The sequence below is a fragment of the Rhodococcus sp. KB6 genome (assembly GCF_001445685.1).
GTDB classification, from domain to species: Bacteria; Actinomycetota; Actinomycetes; order Mycobacteriales; family Mycobacteriaceae; genus Rhodococcus_F; species Rhodococcus_F qingshengii.
Genome location: NZ_LNAK01000156.1, coordinates 35,491 through 61,509, shown reverse-complemented (window position 1 = coordinate 61,509; position 26,019 = coordinate 35,491). Strand labels below are relative to the sequence as shown.

The window sequence follows — 26,019 nt, the reverse complement described above, 5'->3', positions numbered from 1 at the left end:
TTGTATAGGGAATCGTGGAGGCAAAATTGGGCCTTGACAGCTCCGGGCGCTCAGTCCAGCCGAGCGGTTCGGAACTGCCGTGTCGACCACGCTATGACGACTCGAACCCATCGGCATCGTCAATACTTGCCCAAACGAAAACCGCGATTGGTTATTTCGACTCCGATTCACCGGTTGTGCGCCGCCACATCGGTTCTCACTTACGATTCGACCATGGACACCACTGTTGTCGACCATCCGCTGGCGGCATCGCTGCTCACGACCATGCGCGACGCTCGCAGCGACAACGCAACGTTCCGGTCCGCCTTGCGCAGACTGACCCATATGTTGGTCTACGAGGCCATGCGCGGCGCAGAACTGGAACAGTTCGACATCGAGACGCCAGTTGCTCCGACGCTGGGGGTGCGGCTGGCGAATCCACCGCTCCTGGTCCCGGTCTTGCGAGCGGGCCTCGGCATGGTCGAACAGGCGAGTGCCCTTATTCCGCAGGCAGGCGTCGGTTTCGTGGGAATGGCACGAGACGAGAAGACACACCAGCCGGTTCCGTATCTCGAGTCCCTGCCAGCTGATCTGTCGAGCACCCCCGTCTACGTCCTCGATCCGATGTTGGCGACCGGTGGATCCATCGTCCGCACAATCGATCTGCTCATTGCACGCGGAGCCACCGATGTGACTGCAATATGTGTCGTCGTGGCTCCGGAAGGGATCGAAGCACTGAAGAACTCCGGACATCCGGTCCGGCTCCTCACAGCGAGCATCGACGACGGCCTGAACGAAAATGCTTTCCTGATACCTGGACTCGGAGACGCGGGCGATCGCCAATTCGGGCCGCGGTAGTTGGCAGACATACGGAGAACCGCTCATTCCGAGAGGCTATTTTCGTCAACTGTTGACAATGTTCGTCGCGTGATCGAGCGTAGTCTCGCGACATGGATAGATCTGCCAAATATTCGAGCGAAGAGCTTCAACATTTGCCAGAAGGTGGCGACTACAGACTCACAGTTCGGGATGTCCTCGAGCTGCCCAGTCTGCGTGGAGCCGAAGTCCTTGCCGGGCACGGGGGCTTGCGCCACCTCGTTCAATCGGTGAACGTGATGGAAGTACCGGACATCCTCGCTTGGGTGAAGCCGAACGAGTTGTTGGTGACAACCGGGTTCCCGCTGCGCTACGGGCGAACCGGCGAGCTTCTCGACGACACAGATCTCAGTGACCTCGTCGACGGTCTTGCACGTCGAGGAGTCGCGGCACTTGCCGTGAAAACGGGCCGTTATCTCGACGAGCTGCCCGAGGCGATGCTGCACATGGCAGAGCAGCGAGGGCTTCCGCTGTTGGTTCTTCCCGTCACCGCGGGATTCGACGAGGTGATCTCGGAGGTCTTCACCAAGTTGGTGGCGAAGCAGTCCGCGGCACTCGACATTGCCGATCGACTTCACCGCTCGTTGACGTCGATCGTCTTGGAAGGTGGCGATCTACCTCAGATTGCCGCAGAATTCGCCGCGCTTTTCGACGTCAGCGTTCTCATCTGCTCGCCGGACGGAAGAGTGTTGACGGAGGCCGGAGATTCAGCCGCGCTGAACGCGCTTCCGTTGTTCGAAAGCACCGGTCGGTTCCTGACCGAACGGGTCGCTGTCGGTTTACAGAACGCGCCCAAAGGATTTCCTGGTCAGTTGGCGCTCACCCGGGTGGTGGCCGGCGGCACCGACCACGGCCGAATGGTGGCGTACGCCGGCACCCACGAACTCGGCGCAGTTGTCGTTCAAGCGCTGGAGCGAGCGGCCACCGTTGCCGCGCTGGCCGTCACCAAACAGCTGGCAGTTGCGGCAGTGGAATCCAAGTTCCGCGGCGACTTCCTCCGCGACGCACTGATAGGCGAAGCCGGCTCGCCGGCGGAAGTGAGCGCGCACTTCACCCAGTTGGGGTGGGATGTCACTCGTCCACTTGCCGTTGTGGTTGCAGAACTCGACGTCGATCACCCGGAATCCCAGCACGCGAATTCCACTCGCACGGACCAAGATCGACTCAGCGACGGCTGGCAACAAGTGGTACGAACACACGAGCGGACGGCGCCGTCCGTCGGGTTTCGACACGAGGTGGTCACGCTTTTCCCGACCAGCACCGACCGTGCGGTTCGGGACATCGAAGGGTTGGTGCGCAAGGTTGCCGGCGATCGCACCAGCGGCCGCCGATCCTTCAGCACGGGAGTGAGCCGGGTGATCTACTCCCTGGCCGATCTACCCGCGGCCTACGACCAAGCCTGTACAGCCGTGGTCGTCGGCCGACGTATCAACGGGCCGGGGCAGATCGCACACTTCGACGAACTCGGTGTACACCGACTCCTCTCGCTCCAGACGGACAAGAGCGAACTGCGTTCGTTCACCGATGACGTTCTGAAGTCCTTGTCGGCGGACAACGCCGAAGCCGCTGACCTGCGTCTGACACTCCAGACCCTGCTCGACTGCAATTGCAATGTCGCCGAGGCCTCCCGGGCGCTGCACATGCACTACAACACTTTGCGATACAGAATCGGAAAGCTGGAGAGCGTCGTCGGATCGTTCACCGACGACCCCGTCCTTCGATTGAACGTCTCACTCGCCCTGCAGGTCATGAAGATGCACGAAATGTCATGACTTCGCACGATATGAGCTGACAGAACGTCCCGATAACGGTTCGATACAACCGCAATCGCGCCGCCCGGTGAGCGTTCGTCACTTCTTACCCACCACTGACACCCGTCGTCGGCAAGGTTACCCATGTGCCGTTCACCGGTGCCCGCTTACGGTTCGAAAGACGGGCCGCACATACCTCCTTCGGTGGCCCTGGCCGGTTTCTCGGTCCAGCGGACCGGAGTCGACCGAACTACGGAGGCCTCAACCACCAACTGGCTCAGCCAATTACACCAGAACACGGCGGTGCGACATGAACTCGACTTCGAAGCCTCACAACACAAGTGCTCGTAGTGGTCCGTTACACGACGTGATAGTCGTCGACCTCACGCGCGCACTCGCGGGTCCTCACGCGGCAATGATGCTCGGCGATCTGGGTGCCGACGTGATCAAGGTCGAATCACCTCACGGCGGCGACGACACCCGTGGGTGGGGGCCGCCTTTTGTGGAGCCCACGTTGGAACCACCGAACACGCAACGGGAATCGACGTATTTTCTGTCCACGAACCGGAACAAGAAGTCGATCACGCTCGATCTGAAATCCGACAGTGGGCGCGCGACCCTCGAAGATCTCGTCTGCCGCGCCGATGTTCTCATGGAGAACTTCCGCACCGGAGTTCTCGATCGACTCGGATTCTCGACCGAGCGGCTGGCCGAACTCAATCCTCGACTGATCGTTCTGTCCATCAGCGGTTTCGGCCACGACGGCCCGGAAGGCGGTCGCGCCGGCTACGACCAGATCGCCCAGGGGGAAGCCGGACTCATGTCGCTGACCGGCTCGAGTCCGGACGACGTTCAACGAGTCGGAGTTCCGATCGCCGATCTTCTCGCCGGAATGTACGGGGCGTTCGGTGTCGTCGCGGCTTTGAAGGAACGCGAGCAGACGGGGAGAGGCCGCGTTGTCCGAACGTCGCTCTTGGCCAGCGTGGTCGGTGTTCACGCGTTTCAAGGAACGAAGTGGACCGTCGCCGGCGAGGTAGGCACAGCGCAGGGCAACCACCATCCCTCCATCGCACCGTACGGACTCTTTCGTACCGGCGATGGCGCAGTGCAGATCTCGGTCGGCAGCGAAAGCCTGTGGAGAAGATTCTGCGAAGGATTCGACCTCGACCCTGACGCCCCGGGTATGGCAACAAACGCCGAACGCGTCGAAAATCATTTCCAGGTCGTCGAATTGATCGAACGTACCTTCAAGCCGTACTCGCGTGACGAGCTTCTGACCGAACTCGACCGCATCGGAGTACCGGCAGGACGGGTTCGGACGATCTCCGAAGTGTACGAATGGGAGCAGACCCGATCACAGGGATTGCTCGTCGACGTCGACCACAGCACGCTCGGAAACATCACACTGCCCGGTCCACCGCTACGATTTTTCGATCCGGACGGAACCGAGGTGACGGAGACCCGCCACACTGCACCTCCGGTTCTCGGTGAAGACACTGACGAAATCATGTCGTGGCTACAAGGATTCACCCGATGAACCGCCTGACGGCTCGCGACTTGCTCGACCTGGTGATCGATGCCGGCACCTGGGAATCGTGGGATACCCCTCCGATTCCCGTCGCGACCGACTCCGACTACGCCGAAGCACTTCTGCGGGCCCAGGAGAAGACCGGGCTCGACGAGTCCGTCCTGACCGGAAGCGCCTCCGTCCGAGGCCGCCGTGTGGCAATCATCGTCTGCGAGTTCGGTTTTCTCGGTGGTTCGATCGGCGTGGCGGCGGGAGAACGCCTCGTCGTCGCCATCCGTCGAGCCACCCAAGAGCAGCTGCCCCTTCTTGCGCTTCCCACGTCCGGGGGAACGCGTATGCAGGAGGGGACGACGGCGTTTTTGCAGATGGTCAAGATCACCGCGGCGCTCATCAAGCACAAAGAAGCGCACCTGCCCTACATCGTCTATCTCCGAAACCCCACCACCGGAGGCGTATTCGCGTCCTGGGGATCACTCGGTCACGTGACGATCGCGGAACCGGGGGCCCTCGTCGGATTCCTCGGCCCTCGAGTGTTCGAGGCCTTGTACAACTCACCTTTCCCCGCCGGTGTCCAGACAGCGGAGAACCTTCACGAGCACGGACTCATCGATGCAGTGAGGCCGCCAGACCAGCTCGCCGAAATCGTCGAACGCGCATTGCGCATCATCACCGGGGCGCATCGTGGGTACTTATTGCCCAGTGACCCGTGCTCGTACGATTGCCCACCCGATACGTCGGCGTGGGAATCCGTCGTCGCATCCCGACGCGAAGACCGACCGGGGATACGGGAAGTGTTGCTCAATTCCGCCTCGGACATGCTCCCGCTCAACGGAACCGGCCAAGGCGAGAACGATCCCGGCATCATGCTCGCGCTCGTTCGCTTCGGCGACATGCCCTGCGTCCTTCTCGGACAGGACCGGCGCGGACAGACTGCTCACTCCCCACTCGGCCCCGGCGCTCTGCGGGAGGCTCGGCGAGGTATGCGGCTGGCCGCAGAACTCGACCTGCCGCTGGTGACGATCATCGACACAGCGGGCGCGGCACTGTCGAAGGAGGCCGAAGAAGGCGGACTGGCGGGCGAGATCGCTCGGTGCATAGCCGACATGATTTCACTCGAGGTCCCCACCATTTCCCTCCTGCTCGGGCAGGGCACGGGCGGCGGCGCCCTGGCACTGATTCCGGCCGATCGAGTGCTGGCGGCCCGCCACGGTTGGCTCTCGCCCTTACCTCCCGAAGGTGCGAGCGCGATCATGTTCCACGACGTCACGCACGCGCCGGACATGGCAGCCAGTCAAGGGATCAGGTCCTTCGATCTGCTCGCGGGCGGCATCGTCGATCGGGTCATCCCCGAATTTCCCGATGCCGCGGACGAATCCGCCGCCTTCTGCACTCGAGTCGGAGCGGTACTGCACTACGAGCTGAGCGTGCTCAGTGCTACCGATGCGACTGAACGGCTCAACACCCGCACCGAACGCATCGACCGTATCGGCCTGGTCGAAGCCAGTACCTCCGTCTGATCGATCAGTACCCAGAACACCGGAAAGGCCGGACATCCTCCGCGGAGGATGTCCGGCCTTCGTCGATCGAGCACACTCAGCCAAGCGTCACGTGAGTTGCTTGGCGGGTTCCTCCCGCTCGCCGCCGGGAGTCTTCGAATCCGGCTTGTTCGGTTCCGGATTCTTCGCATTCAGTTCCGGGTTCTTCGAACCGATGAACTGGCACAGGTGGTACATCCCGATCACGACGATGGTGCCGAGCGCGATGCCGCTGAGCGAGAACGTGTCACTGAACTTCAGGGCCGTGTCGCCGATACCGATGATGAGGCCGGCCGCGATCGGCATGAGGTTGAGCGGATTGCCGAAGTCGACGCCGTTCTCCTTCCAGATCTTGGCGCCGAGAAGGCCGATCATGCCGTAGAGCACCACGGTGATTCCGCCGAGAACACCGCCGGGCGTCGCCGAGATGACGGCACCGAACTTGGGGGAGAAGCCGAGCATCATGGCGACGATGCCGGCAACCGCGTAGGCGGCGGTGGAGTACACACGGGTCGCTGCCATGACACCGATGTTCTCGGCGTACGTAGTGGTGGGCGAACCGCCGACGCTGCTGGCGATAGCGGTGGCGAAACCGTCACCGGCGAGCGCACGTCCCATGTACGGGTCGAGGTCGTCCCCGGTCATCTCGGCCACGGCCTTGACGTGGCCCGCGTTCTCCGCGATCAACGCGATGACACCCGGAAGGACCAGGATGATGAACGTGAGGCTGAACGACGGAGCGTGGATGCCGACGATTCCGTTGGCCTCGTCCGAGAACGGGGGAAGGCCGAACCACGACGCCGACTGCACCGAATCCCAGTTGACGCGGAAGTGCTCGGTGATCTGACCGGTGCCTGCGTCGTAGGAGGTGATCGTCCCCGAGACCCGGTCGAGGATCCAGGAGAGGACGTAACCGAAGATCAGCGCCAGGAAGATGGCGATGCGCGCCATGAAGCCTCGTAGCGCGATACTCATGACGATCAGGGCCACCATGACGATCAGAGCCACCCACTGGTCCTGTGGCCAGTACAGCCCCGCGACGACGGGTGCCAGGTTGAATCCGATCAGCATCACCACTGCGCCGGTCACCACCGGGGGAAGAACCTTGAATACGACCCGGCCACCGAGGAAGTGGATCGCGATACCGATGGCTGCCAGGACCAGTCCGGACACCAGGATCGCGCCGGTCACCTCTGCGGACGTTCCGCCTTGGGCACGAATGGCGGCGATACCGCCGACAAAGGCCGCCGACGTACCGAGGTAGCTAGGAATGCGTCCCTTGACCACCAGCAGGAAGAAGAGCGTACAAAAGCCCGACATCATCACGGCAAGTTGAGGATTGAGCCCCATGATGATCGGGAAGACGAACGTCGCGCCGAACATCGACACCACGTGCTGGCTGCCCAGCCCGATGGTTCTTCCCCAGCTGAGCCGCTCGCCGGGAGCGACCACTTCACCCGGTCTGATGTTCTTTCCATCTCCGTGCAACGTCCAAATCGGCATGATGGGACCTTTCGTGCAGAGGAAGGTGTCCGAACGCTGAGTGTGCTCCAGCTCACAAAACACCGTGACTGGAGTGAAACGCTATTACAGCGCAGGGGTATCGACGTGATGACAATCTGCCAGAACCCACGGACTCGGATTGGCAATATTAGTGATTGATGCCGCGCATCGCGGTTATCTTCAGTGCTAGAGACAGATCCAGCCGGAGCTCGGGTTGCGCCGTGAAGGGTCCAAGCATTTTCTCCAGCTTAACGACCCTGTAACGCAGTGTGTTGTAATGGAAGTGGAGCTTGCGCGCTGTCTCGGCGATGTTGATGTTGGTCGCGAGCAAGACTTCCAATGTCTTGCGCATGTCCTGCGCTTCGGCAGTTTCCTCCGTCAGTTCCCGCAGTGTCTCCCGCGCGAACGTCTCCAGCTCGTTTTCGTCCTCGACCAGACTGAGCAGTCTGTACACACCGAGATCGTCGAACTGAGTCACCGTCCACGGACCGGAGATCCGGCGTCCGACGGTCAGTGCGGTGCGCGCCTGACTGTAGAGCGCGGGGACGGCGTCGATCGCCGCTGTCGGCCGGGACACCCCGACACTGAACGGCCTTCTCCCGCCGCCACCTTCACCGCGAACGACCGTGACGAGGTCCCGCACCAATGCCATCGTGTCAGTGCCGACGCCCATCACGATCACCGTCTCGCCCGTCAGCGCGGTCACCGCCGCACCGGGATCACGGTGGGCGATCGCCCCGGAGAACGCCATCGCCTGGCGATCGACGACGGGCAGCCGAGCGGGCGCCGCCGAGGCCGGTTCGTCGATCGGGTCCGGCTCGATCGAGACGATCACCAGCGGGCGGTCGAAGTCCCAACCGAATGTCTTGGCATGGGAGACAACGTGATCGTGGTCCCCGGCCCGACCGAGGAGCAGGTCGTGAACGAAGTTGGCGCGATGGCGTTCCTCCACCGACGCCACGGCTTGTTCGCGGGTGATGACCAACGCACACACCGACGCGGCCCGCTCGACCAGGTACTGGTCGTAACTCGTCATCACGCGCTCACCGGTGAACAACGCGAGACGCCCGTGGTCGATGTGATTGGCGGAAATCGCGGACACCGCGATGAATTGACCGTCGAACTCGTGCAGACCCAATCCGCCCTCGACGGTGTCGGTCCGCAGACGACCGGTGGAATCGACGGCGGGACAGGCAGACAGATGCTTGCGCTCCGCGGCGTCCCCGGCGCGGCAGATCTCGCGTCCGTCCGAGGTGGTGATCAGGGCGGCGCCCTTCATCTCCCGTGCGATGACTTCGGTCAATTGCGGGAGGCCGCCGCCGCCCATCACGACGTCGACCAGCAGCCGTCGCAAGCGCTCGGCCCCGAACATGGCGTCGATCTGGGCCGACTCCGTCTGCTCACGGTCTCTCGCCGCAGGGTGATCACACGCACCGTGAAAAACCAGGAGCGGGAAGCCGGCGCTTTCGGCCGCGTCGACCAGCTCCGGCGCGAGAGTGTCCCCGTCTGCGCCGAATTGGACGGCAAGTGCCGCAACACCTCGCGTCGACAACCGTCCGACAAATGCTTTGAAGGTTTCGGTGACCCTGGCGAGGGTTTCCGGCGTGGTGATCAGCAACTGTCCGTGCCGCAGCCACGGTCCGATGTCCGGAACCGCCATGAATCCCACCCGGGCTACCGTCGGGTCTTCGCAGCCGCCGGCGACCTTTCGAACACCAGGAAGGAGCTGGGTTCGAAGAAGTTCGGAGAGAACAGCATTCACCTCGGATGCCGGTACGGCCGGGTTTGCCACTTGGCAGGCACCTCGATTTCATTCGGATCACGGAAGATGGTTCACGAAAGAAACGATCCTATCCCCACCGAACACAAGATGTCCGAATTCAGCGCAGTCGACTCAGGCCGTTCGATGCAGGGCGGTCGGATTCTCCTGAGGTGGCGGGTGGATCGGCCCCTGCAGATCCCGCAGTTCCAAACCGGAGGCATTGCGAAGGGTCTTGGTCATCTCGGCGAGGATCGACACTGCAGTCTCCTCCGGTGTCCTCGCGCCGAGATCCAACCCGATCGGTGAGTGCAGACGCCCCAACTCGGCGTCGGTGACGCCTCGCTCCTTCAACAGCGCCACCCGACGCTCATGCGTCGCACGACTTCCCATCGCGCCGACGTACGCAGCCGGCGAACGCAGCGCGATCTCGAGCAGGGGGATGTCGAACTTCTCGTCGTGCGTGAGCACGGCCAGGACGGTTTTGTTGTCGATCGGTGCGGTTTCGAGGAACTTGTGTGGCCACATGACGACCAGATCGTGGGCGTCGGGGAAACGCGCCCGTGTCGCGAAGACCGGCCGTGCGTCCACGACGGTCACTCGGTAACCCGCAAAGGCGCCCAATGTACACATCGATGCCGCGAAGTCGATGGCCCCGAACACGTACATCCGCGGTAGTGGCGCGAAGATCTCGACCAGCAGGTCGTGCTGCGAATCGATGAGAGTTCCCGCCGGCGCGACAAAAGCGACGGACTCACCGGTGTCCATCGTGCGCAGCAGGATGGACACCTCGTCCTCCGTGGCATCCAGATCTCCGCTGCGTCGGCCGTGCTCGACGACGAGGTGCCGTGCCGGTGCTCCCGGACGCACTTCGGTGACCACGACGACGGGCGTATCGGCCTCGATCCGTTCACAAACCTGACCGAACTCGACGAAATCGGCTCCGACGGCCTGGACGAACACTTCGATGGTTCCGCCGCAGGTCAGCCCTACTCCGATGGCGTCGTCGTCGGAGACGCTGAAGACCTCGACGCGACTGGTGCCGTCGGCGAGAACCTCCTGGGCGATCTCGTACAGTGCACTCTCGATGCACCCGCCCGAGACGCTGCCGACCACCTCGCCGGAGCGTGAGACGGCCATCGAAGCACCGGGCATGCGCGGTGAGGATCGCCAGGTACGGACAACCGTCGCCAGTGCAAAATCCTCGCCGCGGGCGTGCCACTGCGCCAGCTGAGTGGAAATGTCGCGCATCGCCTCGCCTCCCGCTTGCATCGCCGTCCGTAGAGAGTTCACGGTATCGGCCCACCGCAATCCTGCCTGTCACACAATGCGCCTAAATCCGGGCCCTGCAGTTGTGCAATGTCGCCGTCGCATCACCGTGCGCTCTCGACCAGTGTTGTCACCGAGCCCAGCCGAAAGCAGGCCTGACCTTCATTCTTCCCCTCTCCGACGATCACTGCAGCGGCAATTCACGCAGATGGTGCGACGGATCGAGTGGGCGACGTTGCACACCACAGAACCGAGGTTTCTCCCATGGACCAATTGCTCAGCGGTATCAAAGTTCTCGACCTCACCCGTGCTCTCGCGGGGCCTCTGTGCACGTCGCTGCTCTCGGACTTCGGCGCCGACGTGGTCAAGGTCGAAACCCGTGGCTCCGGCGACAGTTCGCGTCAGTGGCCGCCGTTCGACGGCGATCGAAGCCTCTACTTCGCTTCCGTGAACCGCGGCAAACGGTCGATCGCCATCGACATGCGCAGTGACCGCGGGCGGAAACTGCTTCGCAGCCTGGCCCTCGACGCAGATGTGCTGGTCGAGAACTTCCGTCCGGGAGTACTGGCCGACATGGGGCTCGATCCCGACTCGCTCGAGCAGGAGAATCCAGGGCTCGTCGTGATGAGCATCAGTGGTTTCGGCCCGGTGGGCCCGGACCAGTTCGCGCCCGGACTCGATCAGGTGGCCCAGGGCATGTCCGGGCTGATGTCGGTCACCGGTGCCGGGGAACAGACCCCGATGCGGGTCGGTATCCCCATCATCGACACGGTCTCGGGCATCTACGCGGCACTGGGAATCACGGCGGCACTGGCTTCGCGCGGACGCGACGGTCGTGGGCACCGCGTGCAGACCTCGTTGCTGGAATCCGCGATCTCGATCATGACCTTCCAGGCGCAGGACTACCTGAGCACCGGGCGGGTTTCGACGCCGAACGGCAATACGCACCCGACGATCACGCCGTACGGCGCTTTCGACACTGCCGACTTCCCGATCAACATTGCCACCGGCTCGGACAAGCACTGGATCGCACTGTGCTCGGTACTCGGTGACCCCGAGCTCGCCTTCCGTACCGAATATGCCACGGGTAAAGAACGTTTGGCGCACCGAGACCAACTGACCAAAGAACTCGAGGACCTACTGACCACGAAGGGCGCGGCGCAATGGATCTCCGAGATCCGCGGTGCCGGAATCCCCTGCGGCCCGATCCATTCGATCGATCAGGTGTTCTCCGACCCGCAGGTCGAGGCATTGCAGATGGTCGAGCAGACCCAGAGCGCCGACGGAACGTCGATTCCCGTTGTCCGCGGACCGTTCTGGGTGGACGGCAAGACCCTTCCCGTCAGGAATGCGCCACCCATGACTCTCGGCGGTGACGCCGACGACGTACTCACCGACTTCGGCCTGCGCCCGGAGGAGATCGAGGATCTTCGCGCAAATTCGGTGATCTGACCGCAGCCTAGTAACAGAGCAGACGCTCTGTTACTGTGCGTTCATGCCTCGGCCACGCGTCCACGACCTCGACACCCTGCTCGACGCTGCCGAAAAACTTGCCGCCACTGCCGGACCGAGCGCTGTCACGGTCCGGGCAGTCTCCGACGCCACCGGTGTATCCAACGGGGCGATCTATCACGCATTCGGCTCTCGCAGTGGACTGGTCGGTAGCGCCTGGCTGCGTGCTGCGCGACGATTTCTCGCGCTTCAACAATCGAGAGTGGACGACGCTCTCGCGGACCCGTCGCCGACTTCGGCGGTTTCCGCCGTCGTCGCGGCCGCCGAAGTTCCGGCTGTCTTCGCGCTCGACTACCCACAATCCGCGTTGCTGCTGTTGACGATCCAGCGCGACGAACTGCTCGGCACCGACGTCCCTGCCGACATCGCCGAGCAACTCACACAACTCGACCGGTCTCTGGTCGAGTTGTTCATCCGGTTGTCGACCGCGCTCTGGGGCCGCAAGGACGGCAGAGCCGTCGAGGCAATCGAGGCCTGTGTTGTCGGCCTGCCTACCGGACTGCTCATCCATCCCGCCAAACGCGCCGACGGTTGGCGAGTCCCCGACGCCGCAGCACGCGCGCGGTTGGATGCCGCCGTTCGAGCGGTTCTGCATCTCGACCCACCACTGCCCAAGCCACGCAACAGGAAAGGCCAATCATGACCGCAACTCTGCGCTTCGAAGACAAGATCGCCGTTCTCGATCTCGGCGAGGACGAGAATCGATTCTCGCCGGAGTGGCTCGATTCCGTCGACAAGCTACTCGACCAGGCTTTGAGCGAAAGCGCACATGCCCTGGTCACCACGGCGACGGGCAAGTTCTACTCCAACGGACTCGACCTCGACTGGCTGGGCGCGAACGGCGACAAGGCGAAGTGGTATGTGCAGCAGGTGCAGTCGCTGTTCGCTCGGATGCTGACGTTCCCGATGCCCACCGTCGCGGCGATCAACGGCCACGCCTTCGGAGCCGGCGCCATGCTCGGCATCGCGCACGATTACCGCGTCATGCGCGATGATCGCGGCTACTACTGCTTCCCGGAGGTGGACATCAACATCCCCTTCACCGAAGGAATGGCAGCTCTCATCCAGGCCAAGCTCAGCCCGGCGTCGGCAATCGTCGCCATGACCACGGGGCGGCGATACGGCGGAAGTGACGCATTCGCAGCCGGTTTGGTGGACTTCACCGCATCCGTCGACGCTTTGACCGCCAAGGCCATCGAAATGGTTGCACCGATCGGCCCGAAGAATGCGGGCACACTGGGGGCAATCAAGTCGACGATGTTCGCTTCAGTGGTCACCGCTCTGAACACCGACGGCTAGAAGCGACGGACTGTGTTCTCGCAGAGCCGCTTCCAGATCGTCGGCAACACTCTCGGGATCGCGGCCTTCGGTGCTCAGAACCACGTCGACTCCACTGAGCGTCGGCATCGAACCGGCCAGCAGTTGTGACGCCTCCACCAACTCGTCCAACCCGGCCCAGCCGGCCGGTTCACGTTCGATGATTCTGGTACGCAACGTATCCGGATCGGCCTCGAGGCGCGCCAGCAGGTGCCCCTCGGCGCCGGTCGCGGCCAGCAGGGCGCGCCCGTAGTCGTCGTCTTCGACGGTCGCCGTGAGAAACAGGAGTCCGTACCCCGCTTCCCGGTACGACGCGGACAGCATCCCGACGTGTGAGATTGCCCGTTCGGCCCCCAGCGGCGGATAGCACCGCTCGAGTTCGTCCACCTCGATCATCGCGTTGCTCACCCCGGCCTCGCCGAGTCGATCGTGAAGCGCGGTCAGCACGGAACTCTTCCCCGCGCCCGGCGGGCCTGTCAGCAGTAGTACGAACACGTCCTCCACTATTCCAGAGCCTTGTGCAGGCGCGGGGCGGCGAGAAGGCTGAAGAAGACAGATTGACGTGTACAACAGCCCTGATCGGAGCACAGCGATGACCACCACGATCACCGAAATCGCGCCGGACATCTACCGACTGTCGACCTTCGTGGACGAAGCGAACCTCACGATGAACCAGTTTCTCGTCGACGGCGAGGAACCCTTGCTCTTCCACACCGGGCAGCGAGCGTTGTTCACCTCGGCTTCCGACGCACTCTCCACGCTGATCGACATCGACCGTCTGAAATGGATCACGTTCGGTCACGTCGAGGCCGACGAATGCGGGTCCATGAACTCCTGGCTTGCGGCGGCCCCCGAAGCGCAAGTTGCACACGGTGCGATGGGGTGCTTCGTCCAGGTCAACGATCTGGCCGATCGGGCGCCACTTCCCTTGCAGGACGGCGACGTACTCGAAACCGGCAGCCGCCGAGTCCGGCACATCGACACCCCACACGTCCCACACGGTTGGGACGCGGGTCTGATGTTCGAGGAGACGACGTCGACGCTGTTCTGCGGAGATCTCTTCACTGCGTTCGGGCACCACCCCGCGACCACCGAGCACGAAATCGTCGGTCCCGCTTTGGAAGCCGAGGACTTGGGCCACGCCACCTGCCTCACCCCGGATCTCGAACCCACGATCCGCGCCCTGGCCGACCTCGAGCCGCGGATTCTGGCTACCATGCATGCACCGACGTACTACGGCGACTGCGTCACCACGCTTCACGACCTGGCCGACTCGTACGCAACACGTTTCGCAGCCGAAACCGAAAGATGGAAGTCAGACTAGAGCTTGCGCATTCGACGTGATTCGCGCCGCCACGGACAGCGCAACATGCTCGTGGAACGGCCGGGCCACCACTTGCACTCCGACCGGTAAACCGTTGCGGGAGAGTCCTACCGGAACCACGACCGACGGAAGGCCGAGCACACTGATCGCCCGGCAACTCGCGAGCGCGTCCATCCACGTGAGTTTGCGACCGCCCACCTCGAAGCTCTCCACACCGAGCGGCGGAGCGAGCACCGACGCAACCGGCAGAATCAGGACGTCGCCCATCTCGCCGAGGAAGTCGGCGATCGACATCGCACGATCCGCCCACAGCGCTTCCACCTCGGCGGAACTGCGATCACGGCCTGCCGCAAGCATGGCGGTGATGTCCGCGTCGAAAGAGTGCGCTGAACCTGCGGCGAGAGAGTAGATGTCCGCGTGGGTCTCGACCGATCGCAACGCACCGAAAAGCGCGTTGGCCCGCGACAGGGCCAGACCGTCGTACTCGCTCGCGTCCAGGCTGATCGCCACCGTCCGAACCGCTGACCGGATTTCTTCGTCGACGGGAATCGTTCCCTCGCCGGTGGCCCAGCGGATGTCGAGGTCGTCGACGTCGACCGAATCAGGCTCGCTCCACGAGAAATGCGGCATCGACAGGACGCGCAACGCAAGCGCCGCATCACCGAGGTTGCGGGCCAGTGGGCCGATGGTCTGGATCGTGCCGTGCATCGTCGCAGGATTGGCGAGTACCCGTCCATCCGAAAGCACGCCGGGGTATTGCCCTTCAGGGTCGATACGGCCGAGCGTCGGGCGAACCGAAGTGAGGCCGGTGCAGTGGGCGGGCCAACGCACCGAGCCACCAAAATCCGTACCGAGTCCGAGCACGCTCATTCCGGCAGCAACCGACGCGGACTCGCCGCCACTCGATCCGCCGGGGGACCGGACGACGCCGTCCGGTCGCACCGGACTGGCCGTGGTTCCGAACAGTTCGTTTCGAGTCAGGCCGCACGCGCCGAATTCCGGGGTGTTGGTCTTGCCGATCAGAATCGCACCGGCAGCCTTGAATGCCGCGACGGCCGGGGCGTCGACGGCCGGGACGTTGTCCGCCAGAGTGCGAGAACCGGCAGTGGTGCGCACGCCGGCAGTGGCGATCAGGTCCTTGACCGTGAACGGAACCCCGGCAAGGGGGCCGAGTGTCTCACCGAGAAGGCGTCGCTCGTCCAGGGCATCCGCGGCCGTGCGAGCCTCCTCGGCGCACACGGTGACCAGTGCGTTGAGTTCGACATTGCATTCGTCGACCCGTGCGAGATGTTCTTCGACGACGGTCCGCGCCGACACCTGACCCGACCGCACGGCCTCGGCGATGGATCGGGCATCACGGCCCACCCAGCTCTCACGACTCATCGCACGCCTCTCCTTGCCAGTACCCTCTGCCGAGCGTAAGGACAACGAGCAACCCGAGAAACGACCACAATGCACATACCGACGGCTTCGGCGATGTGAGGTTTTGCCACAACGTTGGCTGCCCCGGAGGGATCGGTCAGGTGCTGGTACCTACAAACCCTGCCTGATGAATGCTGCAAGCTTCTCGATCTGTTGCTCGTTTCGTTTGTAATGCCGCCACTGACCGATTCGTGTGGTGGTCACCAGATCCGCGGCCTGGAGTGCGGCCATGTACTGAGACGCCGTCGATTGCGACACCTTCGCCCTCGCTTGAATGTGCTTGAGGCACACTCCGACCTCCTCAGCAGGCTCGAGCTGAGGGGGAAAGCTCCCGGGGTCTTTCAACCACTGCAGGATTTGCACACGCATCGGGTTGGCCAGCGCCTTGAACGCCGTTTCCCACTCGGTTGTTGCGTCTTCCATGTTCGTGAGCATACCGCTAGATCGCGAAATGCCGATATGTGTGGTTCACTCCCTATATCGCAACATCGCGATATACCAATGGGAGGCTGAAATGGTGCAGCACGACAAAGTGGCACTCGTGGTCGGAGCCCGAGGCGTGATCGGTGGGAACTTGATCGATCACCTCGAGTCGACCGGAGAATGGAAGATCATCGGACTCTCGCGGCGAGGCGGTACGGACACCGACCGGGTCGAACACATCGCAGTCGACCTGCTCGATCCTTACCGGACTGCAGCGGCACTGAGCGGACTGGGCGACGTCACTCACGTCTTCTACGCCGCCTATCAAGACCGCCCGACATGGGCCGAGCTGGTTCCGCCCAACTTGGCGATGCTGGTCAACACTCTCGACGCCATCGAGCCCGTTGCGGGCGGACTCGAGCACGTCAGCCTGATGCAGGGCTACAAGGTTTACGGGGCACACCTCGGACCGTTCAAAACTCCGGCCCGCGAGAGCGATCCACCGCACATGCCACCCGAGTTCAACGTCGACCAACAGCAGTTCCTCGAACGCAGGCAGCTCGGCAAGTCGTGGACATGGTCGGCGATCAGACCCTCGGTCGTCTCCGGATTCGCACTGGGTAACCCGATGAACCTCGCGATGGTCATCGCCGTCTACGCGACCATCTCGAAGAAACTGGGTGTCCCACTCCGATTCCCCGGCAAACCCGGCGCGTACACCAGCTTGATCGAGATGACCGACGCCGGACTCCTGGCCGAAGCGACGGTCTGGGCCGCGACCAACCCCGAGTGCGCAAATCAGGCGTTCAACATCAACAACGGCGACCTGTTCCGCTGGCAGGAGATGTGGCCGAAGATCGCAGCCTTCTTCGACATGGACGTCGCGCCTCCGCTCCCGATGTCCCTCGACGTCGCAATGGCGGACAAGGAGTCGGTGTGGGATGAACTCGTCGAGGAACACCAACTTGCTCGGACCCCGTATTCCGATGTCTCGTCCTGGGGGTTCGGTGACTTCGTATTCGGATGGGACTACGACTTTTTCGCTGACGGATCGAAAGCTCGGCGGTTCGGATTTCACCGCCACGTCGACACCGAAGCGATGTTCCTCGACATCTTCGCCAATCTGCAAGCTCGGAAGATAATCCCCTGACTGAAACACGGTCACCCGGATCCTACGAACACTGTCACTGTCGGACCCCACGACTAACGTCGTAGGCGGGGTTTGAAAAGCAGGGGTTTCGGCGAGTCGTCGGTAGGGCCCCATGCGCCCCCGGACCAGAGGAGCGACGATGTCGGACAATACTTTCGATCTGGAAATCCTGAGTGCCTGGACTACTTTCGAGACTCATCTCGCTCGCTACATCTCCGTGATGGAGGACGACGACACCCTCGTGGTGGAGTCGCACTACGACAGCATGGACGAACTGGCCGACGCGCCCGCGTGCATCCAGTTCTTCGCATGGAACCAGACCTCCGTGCGCTGTGAAGTTCCTTCCAACAGGTTTCTGCATCCACTGCGGATGCTCGAACCGGAAGACCATTCAGCGCTGCTCGACATGGGGTTCAACGCTCCCGATCTGTGCGAGCACGAACCCGAGGGCAATGGGTCCATGTCCTTCTACATCGACGTCGACCGCGCTCGTCCCGAGGAGCTGGTGACAAAGGTGTTGCGCGTCTTCCGTGAAATGTGGAGCATTGCGCACCCGTCGTTCCTGCGTGCCAGCGCCAGTGGGCGCGAGTCGACGCCGGCGTTCGCCACGACGCCGTCTCACGCTCCCTCGGGTTCGGGCGACATGCTGCGGATCCTGGTCGACGGGGCCGTCGAGCGCCTTCTCGGTCATCCGCCCAAGCGTGACGACGACGGCGATATCCCGCTGGTCCGCGGTGAGCAGGTCACCTATGTTCGTGTCCTCGAGGACGACGAGTACGTAGAGGTGTTCTCGCGGGTCGTGCATTCGGTGGAGAACCTCGAGAACGCTGCTGTAATTCTTGCTCAGCTCAATCGGCAATGGCCGACCATCAAGCTCATTCTCGTCGAGCAGAGTGTGCTGGGCGTGGTCCGCGTGGACGGCGCACCCTTCGTCGCCGAGCACCTGCTGCGGGCTCTGCGCTCGTTCGCCGAACTGGCCGAAGCATCCGACGAACTCGCCGAAGAACTGGGCGGGCAACCCATCCGCGCAACCGGAGACACCGCCTTCAACGACGGCATGGCCTCCGAGCACGAAGATCCCGGTGCCGAATACGAGTCACACGAGTGCCACGAATTTCCTCCGGCTCTCATGGCGCTCCTCGAACTCGACGCAGACGGAACGGGCGAGCTCAGCGCCGAAGAGGTTGCCGTGATCTGTGAGCACGACCGCGACACCATTCTCGACTACCTGCGGATCAGCCAGGAGCAGGAGACTGCCTGGCACGAGGCGTTGACCGAGTCCATCCGGCGCAAGGACGACGACACCGACCTGTGTGCGGGCGAGAAGCGCGCGTGGACGCACGCGATCCGCAACCTCAGGCGCGGACTGCGCGTCGTCGTACTGCCCGCCAAGGATGCAGCGCCCACCCAACTCGGTCTCTTCGACGACCAGGCCTGAGAACCGGAAATCGAGCGCTGCTTGTCAGCCCGGTAGTGGGATGACGATGCCCGGCAGGATCTCGATCTGACGCGGCAACTGGGGGAGCGGCGGCACTTCGATCGGCGGTAGGCCGGGCACCTCGATGGGCGCCGGGGGAGCGACCGCGCCCGTCGTGGGCGTGCCCGTCCCGTCCCCCGAGGTCACGCCGGAGTTCGCGGGAACGCCGGCCTGCCCGCCGATGGGGTCCGGCCACGGGAAGCTCTCCCAGTCGGATCCCTTCAGCGCGCCGTCCATCGTGCTCTTCCAGATGTCCGCAGGCACTCCGGAGCCGTAGATCAAACCACCGTAGGAGTTGGTGATGGCCTGAGCGTCGGAAGTTCCGATCCACACCGCGGTGGACAGCGACGGCGTGTAACCGACCATCCACGCATCCTTGTTCTGCCCCGTGTCACCCAACTGCGCGGTGCCGGTCTTGGCAGCAGACGGGCGTCCACCGGCAAGCGCGTGACCGTTCGAGTACGACGCGATCGGGAGCATTGCCTGCGTGACGTTGTCGGCAACGGCAGCATCGAGACGACGCTCACCGGGAGAGACCGGGCGATCGAGCAGGACTTCACCTTCGGCCGTCACGACCTTCCGGATGAAGTGCGGCTGCTGGTACACACCGGAATTGGCGAGCGTCGCGTAAGCGGACGCCATGTCGATAACGCGAGACTGATACTGGCCGAGCACGATACCGTTCTCCGGCGGACCACCCTCCTGTGTGAGCGTCGGGTAGTCGAGTCCGGGAATGTGCTCGGGGATGCCGGCCAGGTGGGCGGCGTCGGCGATCTTCTGGGGACCGTTCTCCATCGAGAGCATCAACCGGTAGAAGCTGGTGTTCAGCGAACGCTTGAGTGCCTCGGCGATGGTGCATCGACCACAGGATTCGCCGCCGACGTTTCCGATGGTCACGCCGTTGATCGTGAGCGGTGAACTGTCGAACCGTGCGGACAGCGGAATGTCTTCCATCAATGCTGCGACCAGACCGAAGACCTTGAACGCTGAACCGGTCTGCAGCGGCGCCTGGGCGTAGTCGAAGCCGGCTCCGTCGTCACCGCCGTAATAGGCGTCGACGCCACCGGTCTTGGGGTCGATGGACACTACTGCGGTCCGCAGGTCTTCCGGCTCGCCCTCGAGATTCCGCCTGACGGCGTTCAGCGCAGCTTCCTGCGCAACCGGGTCGATGGTCGTCGTGATCTGCAGACCAGCGGTGTTCAGCGTCTGATCGCTGATACCGGCCTCGGCCAGTTCCTTGAGTACCTGGGTCTTGATGTGGCCTTCGGGTCCTGGCGCCTGGTTCAGATCGGTCGGCCGATTGGCGGGGGCGACGACCGGGAACTGCATCGCGTCGCGATCCGTCTTGGTCAGGCTGCCCAGTTCCACCATGCCGTTGAGAACGTAGTCCCAGCGCGCTTGCAGCGCGGACAGATTGGTCTCGGGGTCCAGGAACGACGGGCTCTGGATGACGGACGCGAGAACTGCGCCTTCCTCGACACTCAGCTCACTGACCGGCTTGTCGAAGTACGCGTTCGACGCGGCGGCGATGCCGTACGCACCGCGACCGAAGTAGATGGTGTTGAGATACGCGGCAAGAATGTCGTCCTTGGACCATTCGCGCGCCATCTTGGCGGAGATGACGAGCTCACGCAGCTTCCTGTCGATACTGCGCTTGTCACCGACCAAGACGTTCTTCACGTATTGCTGAGTGATCGTCGAACCACCGCCGGCGCTTTCCTTGCCCATCACGTTGTCGCGGGCAGCGCGAGCAAATCCGGAGATCGAGAATCCGGGGTTGGTGTAGAAGTTACGATCCTCCGCCGAGAGCACCGAATCGCGGACGTGAATCGGGATGGCCGACAACGCGACCTCGGTGCGGTTTCCCTCCGCCGGCACTACCTTGCCGAGCACGGTCGTGCCGTCGGCCATGTAGATGGTGGACACCTGATTGGTCTGCATGTCAGAGGGGCGCGGGACGTCGGTCCGGCTGTACGCGACAGCAAAAACCGACGCGGGCACGATGACCATCAGGAGCACGAGCACGTAGATGGTCCGCCGGACGAACCGCCACTTCGAGCGCTGCTTTTTCGCGGGCTTGGCCGACTTGTTCGACCGGGGCGAATTAGCCGACTTGCCCGATCGAGCCGACGACTGATCGCCACCCGTCGCACTCGATCTGTTCGATGGACTCACTCAACACTCCCGGTCGTGGATCCGGACTTACCGGCACCATTCCACCAGGGTGATATCTCGATCAGATAACTCCCGGCAACTGCGATACCGAAATGTCACCCTACCGGGCTGGCTACTCGCGACGTTCTGCTCGGACCGCGTTCCGATATCCGCGGAACGCGAGCCCGAGAGCGACGACGCAACCGAGCAGCACCAAAGACGGCATCACGCCGGGGTCTCCCTTGACGATCGCGACCACAGCGCCGATCAACGCCATGAGGGCGAAGACCGAGATGAAGCCGGCAATCAGCTCCATGCGCTGGGCGCGCGAAGCCCGCCTCATCGAAACCGTGCGCCCGAAGCCCGCATCACGAATTGACGCCGCCTGCGGTCAGACCGGCGATGATGCGTCGCTGGAAGATGAGAACCATGATGACCAGCGGGACCATCACGAGGGTTCCGCCGGCCATGATCGAGGTGTACGGCGTGACGAATGGGTCCGTTCCGGAGAACTTGGCCATCGCCACGGTGACGGGTGCGGTCTTGTCACTCGAGAGTTGGAGCGAGAGCAGGTACTCGTTGACCGTTGCGATGAAGGCGAGGATCGCGGTGGTGAACAGTGCCGGCGCGGCGAGCGGAAGCATGATCAGACGGAAGGCCTGGCCACGGGTGGCGCCGTCAATACGCGCCGCCTCCTCGAGCTCCCACGGAAGCTCGGAGAAGAACGACGTCAGCGTGTAGACCGTCAGCGGCAGCACGAACGAGATGTTCGGGATGATCAGCGCTTTGTAGCTGCCGATCCAGCCGATGTCGGTGAACAACTGGAACAACGGAGTCACGAGGGCGACAACCGGAAACATGGACGCGCCGAGGATGATTCCGGTGACGAAGTATTTGCCACGGAAGTCGAAACGCGAGAGCGCGTACGCCGTGAACACGCCGATGACCAAGGCGATCAGCGTGGTCGCGCCCGCGATGATGAGGCTGTTCATCAGTGCACGGGTGAAGTTCACCTTCGCGTCGGGATCGAGCGCCGCGGTGAAGTTGGACAGCGTGAGATTGGTGGGCCACAGCGACGTCGAGAACGTGTCCGCCGGGTCGCGCAGCGCCGTCACGATCATCCAATAGCAGGGAGCGAGTCCCCACACGATGATCAGTACGACGCCGATGTAGGTGCCGATCTTGCCGCGTAGTGCCTTGTTCATACCGGCTCCCCCTTCCGCTGCTTTTCCTGCGTGCTGACCGCATTTGCTCCGAGGAATCGGACCAGGATGAAGGCCACAGCGAAGATGATGAGGAACGTGATGGTGGACAGTGCCGACGCCGAATTGGCGCCGACGCGCATCTGATCGACCACCAGAACCGAGATGGTGGAGGTGGCGGGATTGGATCCCATCATGATCGCGGGCAGGTCGTACATGCGCAGCGCGTCCATCGTGCGGAAGAGCACCGCCACCATGAGTGCGGGCTTGACCAGCGGAAGCGTGATCATGCGGAACCGCTGCCACGCCGTCGCACCGTCGACCTTGGCGGCCTCGTAGACGTCGGCGGGAATCATCTGAAGACCCGCGAGGATCAGCAACGCCATGAACGGCGCGGTCTTCCAGACGTCGGCGACGACGATCGCGAATCGCGCCGGCCAGGGGTCCGCCGTCCACAGGATGTTGGTGCCGAGGATCTTGTTGGCAATGCCGTCGTTGGCGAAGATGAAGAACCAGAGCTTCGCGGTGACGGCGGTGGGGATGGCCCAGGGAATCAGCACGGAAGCGCGGAGCAAACCGCGTCCGCGGAACGTCTTGGCCATGATCAACGCCATCGACAGACCGATCACCGTCTCGAGCAGGACGGTGACGACGGTGAAGCCGAACGTATTTCCGATCGACTGCCAGAACTGCGATCCGAGTGTGCCGGGCGGGCAGGGAATCGAGCCGTTGGCGGTGTTGCAGGACTGGGTGATCCAGTTCTTGTAGTTGTCGAACCACGTGAACTGACCGGTGACGAACATGCCGGTCTCGGGATCGAGCTTCTTGCCGTCGCTGTGCATCGACATCCAGATCGCTCGTCCGAGCGGATACAGAATGATGACGGCGAGAACGATCAGCGACGGTGCGACGAACGCCCACACCGGAACTCGTCGACGCTTCTTCGGCTTGTCGGCCGACGCAGGCGGGGGCGAGGTCGGCGGGGGTGGAGTAGCTGCAAGGTCAGGCAGAACCTTGGTCAGAGATGTCCCTGCTGCCTCGGATGCCGACGGCTCTTCTAGCGGTTCCGGTGCACGGTGTCTCCCACCAACGCCCGAACGGTCGGGACCGGTTGAACCGGCCCCGACCGTGGGGTTGGTAGGCACAGCCGCGGAAGGATCCTGCGGTTCTGCCATTGCTTATTGCTCCTGGTAGATCAGTTACCGGCGGTTTCGATGCCGGCCTTGGTGTCCGCCAAGGCTTGCTCGACGGTCTTCTCGCCGCGAATAGCAGCGTAGGTGTTGTCGGAGATCGACTTCGACACCTGCGTGTAGTACGGCGTGACGGGGCGCGGCTGAGCGGTGGCGAGTGCTTCCTTCAGGGTCGCGAAGTACGGGAACTGAGCGAGCACTGCCGGATCGTCGTAGACAGCCGAGAGGACGGGTGCGCCGCCGACCTCGGTGAAGTACGTCTGCGACTTCTTGGTCTGCATGAACTCGAGGAAGTCACGAGCCGTGGCGGGTGCGTCCGAGTACGCGCTGATGCCGACGTTGTAGCCGCCGACGGTCGAAGCGCCCGGTCCGTCGACACCCGGAAGAACGGTGTAGCCGTACTTGCCGGCAACCGAGGTCTTCTCACCGTCGACCGAGAAGCCGGACCACGTGCGCATGAAGAGTGCCTTGCCGTCGCCGAACGCGGTCTGCGACTCGCCCTCGGAGTAGGTCAGCGCTTCCTGCGGGATCGTGTTGTCGGCGAAGTTGTCGACGATCGACTGAACGCCTGCCTTCGTCTTGTCGTCGATGGCCGGGGTGAGTCCGTCCGGGCCGACCCACGGGCCGTCGAAGGCGTTGGTGATCTCGGTGGTGTTGACCGTCAGGCCCTCGTAGTTCTTGAACTGACCGATGTAGCAGGAGATGCCGGCTTCGACAGCCTTCGGGCAGTTTTCCTTGAGCTCGGCCCACGTGGTGGGGGCCTTCTCGACGAGGTCCTTGCGGTAGTACAGGAATGCGGCGTTGGTGTTCTTCGGCGCTGCGTAGAGCTTGCCGTTGTAGGTGCCCGAAGCGACGGTCGACGGCAGGAGGCCGGACTCGTCGATCGCGAGGTCACCCTCGAGCGGCAGCAGCCAACCGTTTGCGGCGAACTGGGCGGTGTTGACGACGTCGACGCCGATGAGGTCGTACTCGTCGCTCTTGGCCTGCATGCGCTGGGTGATGTCGTCGACCTGCGCGTTGGCTTCCTTCGCCAGCGGCTTGAGCGTGACCTTCTCGTCCGGATGCTCGGCATTCCAGTCGGAGATGATGTTTTCGAGCGCCTCGTTCAGGGCATCCTGCCCCTCGACGATCGTGATGGGTCCGCGGCCTTCGCTCGAGGACGATCCCCCGGATGCGGCCGTGGTGCTGGTTCCGCTGTCCTTGTCCGAATCGGACGAACAGCCTGCCAGTACCAGCATGGACGCTGCCGTGGCTGCAATTGCAGCGCGGCGCATCGCCTTCGAGTTCAGAACCATGGATTCGCTCCCCGTATGTGTATGACAAATAGACGGTCACCGAGAGCCGGCTCACGGCATGCGCCATGGGTGCCGGCTCCCGGCATCGGCCCCTACTGTGGCACGAGACACCCCTACTTGTGGGTATTACGCCGAACCTGAATCGGTCATGTGTCGTTTGACAGGTCCACCTAACCCAGGCGACGCCCGTCGGTGGTGGCAAAAATGTGCACCTTCTCGGGGTCCACGCGCAGGTTGACTCGCTCGCCCTTCTGCGGCGGATTGCGCCAGTCACCACGCGAGACGATCTGCTGCAACCGTCCGCCGATCGTGGTCCGGCCGTAGACGTAGGCGTCGGAACCGAGTTCCTCGACGACGTCGACCTCCATCGGCAGGCCTTCGGCGGCGATCTCGAGGTGCTCGGGGCGAATACCCAGAACAACCTCGGTTTCGACGACACCGTTCATCGTCTCGCGCGGAACCGGAACGATCCCGTCACCGAATGCGACGCCGCCGTCGACGACGGGGAGGGTGAACAGGTTCATCGCGGGTGAACCCATGAAGCCGGCGACGAAGACGTTCTTCGGCTTGTTGTAGAGCTCGCGCGGCGAGGCGCACTGCTGCAGGATTCCCTTTTCGAGGACGGCGACGCGGTCGCCCATCGTCATGGCCTCGACCTGGTCGTGGGTCACGTAAACCATCGTCGTCGCGAGGCGTCGTTGCAGCTGAGCGATCTGCGTACGTGTCTGCACACGGAGTTTCGCGTCGAGGTTCGAGAGCGGCTCGTCCATCAGGAAGACCTGCGGCTGGCGGACGATGGCGCGGCCCATCGCCACTCGCTGACGCTGTCCACCGGACAGCGCTTTGGGCTTGCGATCGAGGTACGGCTCGAGATCGAGCATCTTCGCGACCTCTTCGACGCGGGCGCGGATCTCCGTCTTGTTGGTTCCGGCGAGCTTGAGCGCAAAACCCATGTTCTCGGCCACCGACATGTGCGGGTACAGCGCGTAGTTCTGGAAGACCATCGCGATGTCGCGCTCTTTCGGCTCCTGACCGGTGACGTCGCGGTCGCCGATGAGGATCCGTCCGCTGTGGACGTCTTCGAGCCCGGCGAGCATGCGCAGGGTGGTCGACTTTCCGCAGCCGGAGGGTCCGACGAGGACGAGGAACTCGCCGTCCTCGATCTCGAGGTCGAGCTTGTCCACTGCCGGAGTGTTCGATCCGGGGAACAGGCAGGTGGTGCTCTCGAAAGTCACTGAAGCCATGACGGGGTTGATCCCTTCTACCGGCAGGAACGTGCCGGACGATCCAAGTCGAGGGTGAGCGTGTGCGCTAGCAGCATAAACGTCCGTGTCGGCGCGCGAGCGTAGTCTT

The 26,019-nt window shown here is 63.2% G+C and carries 22 protein-coding genes; 10 read left to right on the top strand and 12 right to left on the bottom strand.

Annotated elements, in window-relative coordinates; translation table 11 throughout:
• Positions 1-213 precede the first annotated feature (213 nt).
• The 4 genes from upp (at position 214) to ASU23_RS30405 (ending at position 5,651) form a co-directional block, all read left to right on the top strand.
• Complete coding sequence (gene upp, locus ASU23_RS30420; protein ID WP_007735207.1) at positions 214-837, top strand: uracil phosphoribosyltransferase; 624 nt, start codon at positions 214-216, stop codon at positions 835-837.
• 92 nt (positions 838-929) lie between these two features.
• On the top strand, positions 930-2,627 hold the full coding sequence (locus ASU23_RS30415; protein ID WP_003946020.1) for a PucR family transcriptional regulator: 1,698 nt from the start codon (positions 930-932) through the stop codon (positions 2,625-2,627).
• 289 nt (positions 2,628-2,916) lie between these two features.
• Positions 2,917-4,143 carry a CaiB/BaiF CoA-transferase family protein gene (locus tag ASU23_RS30410; RefSeq protein WP_030537716.1) on the top strand — a complete coding sequence of 409 codons (1,227 nt, stop codon included), beginning with the start codon at positions 2,917-2,919 and terminating at the stop codon, positions 4,141-4,143.
• Positions 4,140-5,651: a carboxyl transferase domain-containing protein gene (locus ASU23_RS30405; RefSeq protein WP_007735211.1), complete on the top strand. Its 1,512-nt coding sequence runs from the start codon at positions 4,140-4,142 to the stop codon at positions 5,649-5,651. Before ASU23_RS30410 ends, ASU23_RS30405 begins: the two co-directional genes overlap by 4 nt.
• An 87-nt stretch (positions 5,652-5,738) precedes the next feature.
• Here ASU23_RS30405 and ASU23_RS30400 read toward each other — a convergent pair whose 3' ends face one another.
• The 3 genes from ASU23_RS30400 to ASU23_RS30390 all read right to left on the bottom strand — a co-directional run bounded on the left by ASU23_RS30400 (position 5,739) and on the right by ASU23_RS30390 (position 10,182).
• Positions 5,739-7,172, bottom strand: coding sequence for a uracil-xanthine permease family protein (locus ASU23_RS30400; protein ID WP_058039338.1), 1,434 nt, complete (start codon positions 7,170-7,172; stop codon positions 5,739-5,741).
• A gap of 148 nt (positions 7,173-7,320) precedes the next feature.
• The gene (locus ASU23_RS30395) at positions 7,321-8,964 is read right to left on the bottom strand and encodes a PucR family transcriptional regulator (RefSeq protein WP_007735212.1); all 1,644 of its coding nucleotides are present in this window, start codon (positions 8,962-8,964) and stop codon (positions 7,321-7,323) included.
• 102 nt (positions 8,965-9,066) lie between these two features.
• On the bottom strand, positions 9,067-10,182 hold the full coding sequence (locus tag ASU23_RS30390; protein WP_007735213.1) for an XdhC family protein: 1,116 nt from the start codon (positions 10,180-10,182) through the stop codon (positions 9,067-9,069).
• A gap of 282 nt (positions 10,183-10,464) precedes the next feature.
• On the opposite strand from ASU23_RS30390, the gene ASU23_RS30385 reads away from it, so the two are divergent.
• Genes ASU23_RS30385 through ASU23_RS30375 form a run of 3 tightly spaced genes read left to right on the top strand, consistent with a single transcriptional unit; the run spans position 10,465 to position 13,011 of the window.
• Complete coding sequence (locus ASU23_RS30385) at positions 10,465-11,652, top strand: CaiB/BaiF CoA-transferase family protein (RefSeq protein WP_003946016.1); 1,188 nt, start codon at positions 10,465-10,467, stop codon at positions 11,650-11,652.
• A gap of 43 nt (positions 11,653-11,695) precedes the next feature.
• Positions 11,696-12,355 (top strand): TetR/AcrR family transcriptional regulator, encoded by a 660-nt coding sequence (locus ASU23_RS30380; RefSeq protein ID WP_003946066.1) that lies wholly within the window; start codon positions 11,696-11,698, stop codon positions 12,353-12,355.
• Complete coding sequence (locus tag ASU23_RS30375) at positions 12,352-13,011, top strand: enoyl-CoA hydratase-related protein (RefSeq protein WP_007735215.1); 660 nt, start codon at positions 12,352-12,354, stop codon at positions 13,009-13,011. Before ASU23_RS30380 ends, ASU23_RS30375 begins: the two co-directional genes overlap by 4 nt.
• Here ASU23_RS30375 and ASU23_RS30370 read toward each other — a convergent pair.
• Positions 12,979-13,524, bottom strand: coding sequence for a hypothetical protein (locus ASU23_RS30370; RefSeq protein ID WP_230691665.1), 546 nt, complete (start codon positions 13,522-13,524; stop codon positions 12,979-12,981). The two genes, ASU23_RS30375 and ASU23_RS30370, sit on opposite strands and share 33 nt — an antisense overlap.
• Before the next feature lie 97 nt (positions 13,525-13,621).
• On the opposite strand from ASU23_RS30370, the gene ASU23_RS30365 reads away from it, so the two are divergent.
• Positions 13,622-14,353, top strand: coding sequence for an MBL fold metallo-hydrolase (locus tag ASU23_RS30365; protein ID WP_003946042.1), 732 nt, complete (start codon positions 13,622-13,624; stop codon positions 14,351-14,353).
• Here the strand turns inward: ASU23_RS30365 and ASU23_RS30360 are convergent.
• Together ASU23_RS30360 and ASU23_RS30355 are read right to left on the bottom strand one after the other, a co-directional pair.
• On the bottom strand, positions 14,345-15,736 hold the full coding sequence (locus tag ASU23_RS30360) for an amidase (protein WP_058039337.1): 1,392 nt from the start codon (positions 15,734-15,736) through the stop codon (positions 14,345-14,347). The two genes, ASU23_RS30365 and ASU23_RS30360, sit on opposite strands and share 9 nt — an antisense overlap.
• 150 nt (positions 15,737-15,886) lie before the next feature.
• On the bottom strand, positions 15,887-16,198 hold the full coding sequence (locus ASU23_RS30355) for a helix-turn-helix transcriptional regulator (RefSeq protein ID WP_007735219.1): 312 nt from the start codon (positions 16,196-16,198) through the stop codon (positions 15,887-15,889).
• 91 nt (positions 16,199-16,289) lie between these two features.
• Between ASU23_RS30355 and ASU23_RS30350 the strand changes: the two genes are divergently transcribed.
• Positions 16,290-17,348, top strand: coding sequence for an SDR family oxidoreductase (locus ASU23_RS30350; protein WP_042926153.1), 1,059 nt, complete (start codon positions 16,290-16,292; stop codon positions 17,346-17,348).
• 139 nt (positions 17,349-17,487) lie between these two features.
• Complete coding sequence (locus ASU23_RS30345) at positions 17,488-18,786, top strand: hypothetical protein (RefSeq protein WP_058039336.1); 1,299 nt, start codon at positions 17,488-17,490, stop codon at positions 18,784-18,786.
• 24 nt (positions 18,787-18,810) lie between these two features.
• Here ASU23_RS30345 and ASU23_RS30340 read toward each other — a convergent pair whose 3' ends face one another.
• From ASU23_RS30340 to ASU23_RS30315, 6 genes are all read right to left on the bottom strand, one after another.
• Positions 18,811-21,000 (bottom strand): transglycosylase domain-containing protein, encoded by a 2,190-nt coding sequence (locus ASU23_RS30340; protein WP_058039335.1) that lies wholly within the window; start codon positions 20,998-21,000, stop codon positions 18,811-18,813.
• Between the two features lie 112 nt (positions 21,001-21,112).
• On the bottom strand, positions 21,113-21,322 hold the full coding sequence (locus tag ASU23_RS30335; RefSeq protein WP_019746112.1) for a hypothetical protein: 210 nt from the start codon (positions 21,320-21,322) through the stop codon (positions 21,113-21,115).
• 25 nt (positions 21,323-21,347) lie between these two features.
• Positions 21,348-22,184, bottom strand: a complete 837-nt coding sequence (locus ASU23_RS30330) for a carbohydrate ABC transporter permease (RefSeq protein ID WP_058039334.1) — start codon at positions 22,182-22,184, stop codon at positions 21,348-21,350.
• Positions 22,181-23,356, bottom strand: coding sequence for a carbohydrate ABC transporter permease (locus ASU23_RS30325; protein ID WP_007735224.1), 1,176 nt, complete (start codon positions 23,354-23,356; stop codon positions 22,181-22,183). The genes ASU23_RS30330 and ASU23_RS30325 overlap by 4 nt, the downstream gene beginning before the upstream one ends.
• 20 nt (positions 23,357-23,376) lie before the next feature.
• Entirely contained in the window at positions 23,377-24,666 is a 1,290-nt protein-coding gene (locus tag ASU23_RS30320) for an ABC transporter substrate-binding protein (protein WP_007735225.1), read from the bottom strand.
• 170 nt (positions 24,667-24,836) lie between these two features.
• On the bottom strand, positions 24,837-25,910 hold the full coding sequence (locus ASU23_RS30315; protein ID WP_003946073.1) for an ABC transporter ATP-binding protein: 1,074 nt from the start codon (positions 25,908-25,910) through the stop codon (positions 24,837-24,839).
• Positions 25,911-26,019: the final 109 nt, after the last annotated feature.

Bases quoted from the DNA above. Each gene is read 5' to 3' on its own strand.
- ASU23_RS30350 (WP_042926153.1), top strand. From the start codon at position 16,290: ATGGTGCAGCACGACAAAGTGGCACTCGTGGTCGGAGCCCGAGGCGTG.
- ASU23_RS30330 (WP_058039334.1), bottom strand. From the start codon at position 22,184: ATGAACAAGGCACTACGCGGCAAGATCGGCACCTACATCGGCGTCGTA.
- ASU23_RS30380 (WP_003946066.1), top strand. From the start codon at position 11,696: ATGCCTCGGCCACGCGTCCACGACCTCGACACCCTGCTCGACGCTGCC.
- ASU23_RS30385 (WP_003946016.1), top strand. From the start codon at position 10,465: ATGGACCAATTGCTCAGCGGTATCAAAGTTCTCGACCTCACCCGTGCT.
- ASU23_RS30355 (WP_007735219.1), bottom strand. From the start codon at position 16,198: ATGGAAGACGCAACAACCGAGTGGGAAACGGCGTTCAAGGCGCTGGCC.
- ASU23_RS30320 (WP_007735225.1), bottom strand. From the start codon at position 24,666: ATGGTTCTGAACTCGAAGGCGATGCGCCGCGCTGCAATTGCAGCCACG.
- ASU23_RS30365 (WP_003946042.1), top strand. From the start codon at position 13,622: ATGACCACCACGATCACCGAAATCGCGCCGGACATCTACCGACTGTCG.
- ASU23_RS30405 (WP_007735211.1), top strand. From the start codon at position 4,140: ATGAACCGCCTGACGGCTCGCGACTTGCTCGACCTGGTGATCGATGCC.
- ASU23_RS30325 (WP_007735224.1), bottom strand. From the start codon at position 23,356: ATGGCAGAACCGCAGGATCCTTCCGCGGCTGTGCCTACCAACCCCACG.
- upp (WP_007735207.1), top strand. From the start codon at position 214: ATGGACACCACTGTTGTCGACCATCCGCTGGCGGCATCGCTGCTCACG.
- ASU23_RS30335 (WP_019746112.1), bottom strand. From the start codon at position 21,322: ATGAGGCGGGCTTCGCGCGCCCAGCGCATGGAGCTGATTGCCGGCTTC.
- ASU23_RS30345 (WP_058039336.1), top strand. From the start codon at position 17,488: ATGTCGGACAATACTTTCGATCTGGAAATCCTGAGTGCCTGGACTACT.
- ASU23_RS30375 (WP_007735215.1), top strand. From the start codon at position 12,352: ATGACCGCAACTCTGCGCTTCGAAGACAAGATCGCCGTTCTCGATCTC.
- ASU23_RS30390 (WP_007735213.1), bottom strand. From the start codon at position 10,182: ATGCGCGACATTTCCACTCAGCTGGCGCAGTGGCACGCCCGCGGCGAG.
- ASU23_RS30315 (WP_003946073.1), bottom strand. From the start codon at position 25,910: ATGGCTTCAGTGACTTTCGAGAGCACCACCTGCCTGTTCCCCGGATCG.
- ASU23_RS30410 (WP_030537716.1), top strand. From the start codon at position 2,917: ATGAACTCGACTTCGAAGCCTCACAACACAAGTGCTCGTAGTGGTCCG.
- ASU23_RS30360 (WP_058039337.1), bottom strand. From the start codon at position 15,736: ATGAGTCGTGAGAGCTGGGTGGGCCGTGATGCCCGATCCATCGCCGAG.
- ASU23_RS30400 (WP_058039338.1), bottom strand. From the start codon at position 7,172: ATGCCGATTTGGACGTTGCACGGAGATGGAAAGAACATCAGACCGGGT.
- ASU23_RS30415 (WP_003946020.1), top strand. From the start codon at position 930: ATGGATAGATCTGCCAAATATTCGAGCGAAGAGCTTCAACATTTGCCA.